Below are 6,476 nucleotides of genomic sequence, written 5' to 3'. Positions count from 1 at the left end.
CCTGGCACTACTTACAGCTGTAATACCATTGGCAGCTAAAATACCAATAATATCGATGATTACTAAAAGTTCGACTAAGGTAAAGCCTTTCTCACTCTTTTGCACCATATATGCATCATATAAGGTGAATCACAAAGCATTAGAATAACTTAATCACAATTTTAAAAACTATTTTCCTTTCTACCTTATCCCGCCTACCTTATCCCAGCTGGTGTTGCGTTTCTTGCTCCAGCCGCATAACCACCAGCCCCTCGAGCTAGACAGAACTCAAGTAGATAGGTTCTATTACTGTCTTCTGTTGAATATTGATATCTTGTCTGTGTAGCACTACATGCACCGTCAGTTGAATTCAGTAAAGGATCGCTGGGAATAACGAGATAAAGATTACCAGTACAAATGCTACTAATATTGTTTTCTCGTGTTAGACATAAACCAGCAATATTCCGATCTGCTAAGTTGCTTGGATATCTTCCCACGTCCTGAAAAAACATTTCTAAGGCTGCCATAATCTGACGAATATCACCTAATCTCTTCGCGTCACGAGCTTGAACCCTGGCACTACTTACAGCTGTAATACCAATGGCAGCTAAAATACCAATAATAGCGATGACAACTAAAAGTTCGACTAAGGTAAAGCCTCGCTTTTTCATAAGTTTTAAAAGTTTTAAAAATTAAAAATTAACGACAGATTTTGCAAGGTCGACAACAAGGCGCGACCTTTTTCTCGACCTTTTTTGTTTTTTTTGTTTTTTTGGTTTTTTTGGCCATAGTTAAAAATTGAAATTTTCTTCAAAATTGTATTATTTTTTATTATACCATAACTAATGGAAAAGTTATCCACAGGCGGGACAAGTTAGAAGTTTACAAATAAGTAGGTCCAAGAAGAAATTGATTTTTTGATTGTCTTACCATTCTCTTGAACCTTGATTTGTAGCTTATAAAAGATATAATAAAAATCTATGCGGGAATTGAAGGTTGATTTCATTGACCAGCCAGAATTTCAAAAGGTTTTAAAACCACCCTCTTTTTTTCAAAGAAAAGCCAAATCTATTTTTCGTTTTTTGGCAATTTTATTGATTGTTTTGATTCTTCTTTTTTCGGGCGGAGCTTTTTCCAGTGAAAGTTTTTTAACTCAGATGCCAAAACTTTCTTTTTGGAAAGGGGTGATCAAATTAATTATTTCGCCCGGCTCACTCTTACATGGCGAAATCTCTGATCGAATTAACATTTTACTCCTGGGGATGGGTGGAGCCGATCACGAAGGGGCCTATTTAACTGATACTATTATTCTCGCCTCTTTTAAGCCCTCAAGTCGTCAACTCGCTCTTTTTTCTTTACCCCGCGATCTTTTGGTGCCTATCCCTGGTTATGGTTGGCAAAAAATCAATAGCGCTAATGCTTATGGCGAAATGAAAGAAAAAGATGGCGGCAAATTAGCCAGTTTAGTGGTCAGTCAAATTTTAGATTTGCCAGTCCATTATTTTGTCCGACTTGATTTTTCTGGTTTTAAAGAAATTATTGATACTTTAGGTGGTATCGAGGTTGAAGTGGAAAGAAGTTTTGTTGATTCTCTCTACCCTGGTCCGGCTTTTTCTTATCGCACAGTTTCTTTTGAAAGGGGCCGGCAAGTGATGAATGGTGAACGGGCGCTAGAATTTGTCCGCTCCCGCCACGGCACAAATAATGAGTCAACTGATTTTGCACGAATGAAACGTCAGCAAAAAGTACTTTTAGCTATCAAAAATAAAATAGAAAAAATAAAAATTTTAGAGGAACCAGAAAAGATTTGGCGACTTTTTCATCTTTTGGCTAAATATTTTAAAACTAATCTTGAATTTGATGAAATAGTTAAATTGGCTAAAATTTTCAATCAAATTGAAGAAGAAAAAATTATAACCCGATCTTTAGATCTAAGTGAAAATTCGCCTCTTTATGCTGAGACTTTTAATGGTGCTTATGTTTTACGACCGAAAAATGGCGACTTTAAAGAATTGGCAGCTATAGCAAAAAATATCTTTAAAATTGAAGAAGCGACAACAACAGTGATGCCATCAAAAGCAAAAATTGTTCTTTTGAATGGCACTTTTATTACTGGTTTAGCCAAGAGCAAGGCTGATTTGTTAAGTAATGACTTTGAAATTATCGAAATTGGTAATGCGCCGGAAAGAAATGCGACCAAGACAATCATTTATGATCTCAGCCGAGGAGAAAAAAAAGAAGATTTAGAGAAACTGAAGAAAAAAATTAATGGTGAAATCAGTCAAGAAATTCCTTCTATTTTGACTCATCAAAAGGCTGACTTTGTCATTGTTTTAGGAGAAAAATAAGATTATGATAAAAGTTTTGCTTGTTGGTCGAATCAATGTTGGTAAATCAACTCTTTTCAATTGTTTGGTTGAAGAGAAAAAATCAATCGTTTCGCCTGAACCAGGTACGACCCGCGATCGCATTTATGGTCGATGTTTCTGGCGTGGCGAGTCATTTCAACTCATTGATTTAGCCGGTCTAAAGGGAACAAAGGTCGGTCAAGATTTTTTAACAAAAGAAGTTCAAAAACAAATTGCTTTCGCCCTTGAAGAAGGAGATTTAATTCTTTTCTTGTTAGACGGCAAGACTGGTCTAACGGCCGAAGATAGAGTCATTGCCAAAAAATTAAAAAAATTAAAAAAGCCAATTATTCTAGTAGTTAATAAAATTGACTCTCCTCGACAAAGAGCAGAGGTTAAAGAAGAAAATTTTTTAAAATTAGGCCTTGGTCAACCATTTTTTATCTCAGCGCTGAATGGCCCTGGGGTCGGCGATCTTTTAGATGAAATTCTCAAAAAAATTAAAGAAATGAAAGCAAAGAAGACGTCGACTCTTGTTTGCGAGCGTGAAAAGGAGAAATCTTTAAAAGCGGCTATCAAAATTGCTATCATTGGTCGGCCAAATGTTGGTAAATCAACTTTAGTTAATTCAATTTTGGGTGAAGAAAGGGTTATTGTCACTCCCTTCCCCCAAACAACCCGAGAACCGGTTGATACTTTTTTTACCTACAAGGATAAACTACTTATCTTCATTGATACGGCCGGAATCAGGCGTCGGACAAAAATCAAAAAAGAAATCGAAAGAATTGGCATTGAAAGAAGTTTAAAAACGATTCAAAAAGCCGACCTTGTTTTACTTGTTTTTGACCTCAATGAAAGAGTTTCTCACTTAGAAAGAACTTTGGCTCGCTTAATCAAAGAAGAAAAAAAGAGTCTTATTTTAGTGGTTAATAAGTTTGATTTGGCGAAATTGGCGATGGAAAAATATCTTGAATATTATCAAAGCGAGCTGGAAACGCTTTGGTGGGCACCAATTATTTTTGTCTCAGCTAAAGAAAAAATAAACTTAACTAAACTTTTAGACTTAATTTTAGAAATAGAAAAAAGAAAGAAAAAAAAGTTTTCTCCAAAAATTCTCAACCAAATTTTAAAAGAAACGATTAGAGAATATCATTTTAAAGAAAAATACTGGTTAAGAACAAAAATTTTTCAGGTCAAGGAAAAAATTCCAACCATTGTTATTAAGGTCCCTCGTTTAACAAGAAAAGAAAAACCACCCGTCCAGGCACAGTTTAATTTACTAGAGAAAAAAATTAGAGAAAAATTTAATTTTTGGGGAGTGCCACTTAGGTTAGAATCTAGAATTTAGAATTTAGAAAATATGAAAATTGTTATTGGTTTAGGAAATCCTTTGCCAAAATATTTAGGCACCCGACACAATCTTGGTCAGGCCGTCGTTTCTTTTTTCCGGCAAATAAAAGGCTTGCCTAATTTTGGGTTCAAGAAAAAATTTGCTAGTTTAATTGCTCAAGGGAAGATCGATGATGAAAAAATCTTTTTAGTTTTACCGCAGACATTTATGAATGAATCTGGTCAAGCGGTGAAAAAAATAATGGAAAATTGGTCGTTGAAAATTGAAAATTTAATTGTTGTCCATGATGATCTTGATCTACCTTTGGGAAAAATCAGAATCAGGACTAGTGGCTCAGCTGGTGGTCATCGAGGCGTTCAGTCAATTATTGACCAATTGAAAACAGAAAATTTTATCCGAATAAAAATTGGCATCAAACCAAGTTCAAAGTTCAAAATTCAAAATTTAGAAAATTTTGTTTTACAAAGGTTTAGTAAGGAAGAAAAGGAAATAGTGGAAAGGGCAATCAGAAAAACCTGTCAGGTACTGGAAAATTCTTTAAAAGAAGAAGTCAAAAATCAAACCATTCTCCTTTCAAACCTACCTCAATAATTTTTGGCGATCGCTAAAATTTATTTAGTAAGACCATTAGATCATTAAACAAAAAACCCGGCCAGAATGTTCGGTTCTGGTCGGGGTAAATTTTATTGATTAATGTAAGTGCTTCACAAGCAGGAACAAGATCAATTCGAATTTCTGATTTTCTATCTTACCGTGGTGGATTTTTGTGCCACCACCAGAGTATTAATCCTATTAGTCCGTAGACTAACAGGAAAAAAAAGAATGGTAAAAATATTTTCACAATTTTCACCTCCTTTCTGTTTTTATTTTATCTTTAAAATTTTACCACCTTCTCTTTTTTTGTCAAGATTCAATGTGTTAACACGATGAAAATGAGACTCTTTTATTTTTTATCTCTTTAACATCTTTAGATAAAGATCGGAGGGAATTTCAACTCGACCAAAGCGGCGTAATTTTTCTTTGCCTCTTTTTTGTTTTTGTAAAAGTTTCATTTTCCGGGTGATATCGCCGCCATAAAGTTTGGCGGTGACATCTTTTCGTAAAGCCGGCAATCTTTCTGAAGCAATAATCTTTCCACCTGCCTCTCGTCCCTTGGCTTTTGGTTGCCAACCCAAAACGGCTTGAATTTTGACTTCAAACATCTGTCGAGGTAAATTTTTTTTCAAAAAATCAACTATTTTTCTTGCCTCCGAATAAGCCTCTTGACGGTAGACAATTGAGGAAAAGGCCTCTTGTCTTTCACCGGCCAATAAAATATCAAGTCGAACTAAATCGGCTTCTTGATAGCCAGCAAATTCATAACTCATCGAGGCAAAGCCAGCACTAACATTTTTTAATTGGTCATAAAAATCAACCATCAACATAGCTAAAGGAATTTTTGCTTTAATCATTAATGAATTAAAATTGTCAAGGAGAGAGTCGGTAGATAAATAATCATAAGAAGTAAATTCGCCATGATATTTCTTGATCAATGCTAAAATAGAACCAAGATATTTTTCCGGAGTAATAATTTCAACCTTCATTATCGGTTCTTCAACTTTTTCGATGTTACCGGTTGGAAACTTTTCTGGAGAGTAGATTTCTTGAAATTCCCTTTTTCCTCTTAACCAAACATGATAAGCAACTGAAGGTCGACTCGTAATGACTTCTAAATTGTATTCTCTTTTTAATCTTTCTTTAACAATTTCTAAATGAAAAAGGCCTAAAAAGCCACCACGATAGCCAAGACCAAGAGAAGATGATTTTTCTGGTTCAAAAAATAGACTAGCATCGTTTAATTTTAGTTTTTCTAATGCCTCGCCTAATTTTCCCGGTTCTTGACCAGGTTGAAGATATAAACTCGAAAAAACCATTGGTTTAATTTCTTGATAACCGGGCAACGGTTGAATTTTGTCTTTTGCTTTTTGAAGAGTAATCGTCTCGCCAACGCGACATTTTCTAATTTCTTTGAGACCAGTAACAAGATAACCAATTGACCCGTGAGGCAAAGACTCTTTTTTTGTTAAAAATGGTTTAAAAACACCTACCTCTAAAGCCTCGAATTTGGCTTTACTCCCCAACATCTCTAATTTGTCGCCGCTTTTTAATTCACCGTCAACAACTTTTAAATAAACAATCACTCCTCGATGTTCTGAATAAAGAGAATCAAAAACAAGGGCCCGTAAGGGAGCGGCTGGCTGACCGCCCGGAGGTGGAATTTTCTCAACGACTTTTCTTAAAACTTTTTCTACCCCTTGGCCGGTTTTCGCCGAGATAAGGAGAATTTCTTCGGTTGAGATTTTCAAAAGGCTGGCTAATTCTTTTTTTCTTGTTGTTAAATCCAAAGCTGGTAAATCAATTTTATTTAAAACGGGAATAATCACTAATTTCTGCACAAGAGCTAATTTTAAATTGGTAATAGTTTGGGCCTGAATACCTTGAGAAGCATCAACTAAAAGAATCGCTCCTTCAACAGCCGCTAGTGCTCTTGAGACTTCATAAGAAAAATCAATGTGACCGGGGGTATCAATAAGGTTAAGAATATATAATTGAGAATTTAGCAGATAGGACATCGTTACTGGTGTTAATTTAATCGTCACCCCCCTTTCTCTCTCTAAAGGCATTTGATCTAAATATTGAGGCTTCATCTTTTCTTTTGGTACGGTCTGAGTCAATTCTAAAAAACGATCAGCGAGGGTCGACTTCCCGTGATCGACATGGGAGATAATACAAAAATTACGAATAAATTGATTGTCCAT

General features: G+C 35.2%; 6 protein-coding genes. 3 read left to right on the top strand and 3 right to left on the bottom strand.

Annotated elements, in window-relative coordinates; translation table 11 throughout:
• Positions 1–108 (bottom strand): prepilin-type N-terminal cleavage/methylation domain-containing protein (locus tag N2259_03435; protein ID MCX7779262.1); only part of this gene is annotated, 108 nt, incomplete at its 3' end.
• An 86-nt stretch (positions 109–194) separates the two neighbouring features.
• Positions 195–650, bottom strand: a complete 456-nt coding sequence (locus N2259_03430; protein MCX7779261.1) for a prepilin-type N-terminal cleavage/methylation domain-containing protein — start codon at positions 648–650, stop codon at positions 195–197.
• 309 nt (positions 651–959) lie between these two features.
• Here N2259_03430 and N2259_03425 point away from each other — a divergent pair, with 309 nt between their 5' ends.
• From N2259_03425 to pth, 3 genes are read left to right on the top strand one after another with little or no spacing between them, the layout of a single operon-like run.
• Entirely contained in the window at positions 960–2,327 is a 1,368-nt protein-coding gene (locus N2259_03425; GenBank protein ID MCX7779260.1) for an LCP family protein, read from the top strand.
• 4 nt (positions 2,328–2,331) lie between these two features.
• Positions 2,332–3,675, top strand: coding sequence for a ribosome biogenesis GTPase Der (gene der / locus N2259_03420; protein ID MCX7779259.1), 1,344 nt, complete (start codon positions 2,332–2,334; stop codon positions 3,673–3,675).
• A gap of 12 nt (positions 3,676–3,687) precedes the next feature.
• Entirely contained in the window at positions 3,688–4,269 is a 582-nt protein-coding gene (gene pth, locus N2259_03415) for an aminoacyl-tRNA hydrolase (GenBank protein ID MCX7779258.1), read from the top strand.
• Positions 4,270–4,628: 359 nt separating this feature from the next.
• On the opposite strand, the gene lepA is transcribed toward pth, so the two are convergent.
• A complete protein-coding gene (gene lepA, locus N2259_03410; GenBank protein ID MCX7779257.1) occupies positions 4,629–6,476 on the bottom strand; it encodes a translation elongation factor 4 in 1,848 nt (615 codons plus the stop codon).

The sequence above is a fragment of the Patescibacteria group bacterium genome (assembly GCA_026417895.1).
In the GTDB taxonomy this organism is placed as follows: domain Bacteria; phylum Patescibacteriota; class Patescibacteriia; order UBA2591; family CALHIP01; genus CALHIP01.
This window is presented reverse-complemented; position numbering and strand designations above follow the sequence as displayed.

What these genes read in the sequence shown, in the direction of transcription:
- N2259_03430 (MCX7779261.1), bottom strand. Translation starts at nt 650, where the DNA reads ATGAAAAAGCGAGGCTTTACCTTAGTCGAACTTTTAGTTGTCATCGCT.
- N2259_03425 (MCX7779260.1), top strand. Translation starts at nt 960, where the DNA reads ATGCGGGAATTGAAGGTTGATTTCATTGACCAGCCAGAATTTCAAAAG.
- der (MCX7779259.1), top strand. Translation starts at nt 2,332, where the DNA reads ATGATAAAAGTTTTGCTTGTTGGTCGAATCAATGTTGGTAAATCAACT.
- pth (MCX7779258.1), top strand. Translation starts at nt 3,688, where the DNA reads ATGAAAATTGTTATTGGTTTAGGAAATCCTTTGCCAAAATATTTAGGC.
- lepA (MCX7779257.1), bottom strand. Translation starts at nt 6,476, where the DNA reads ATGGACAATCAATTTATTCGTAATTTTTGTATTATCTCCCATGTCGAT.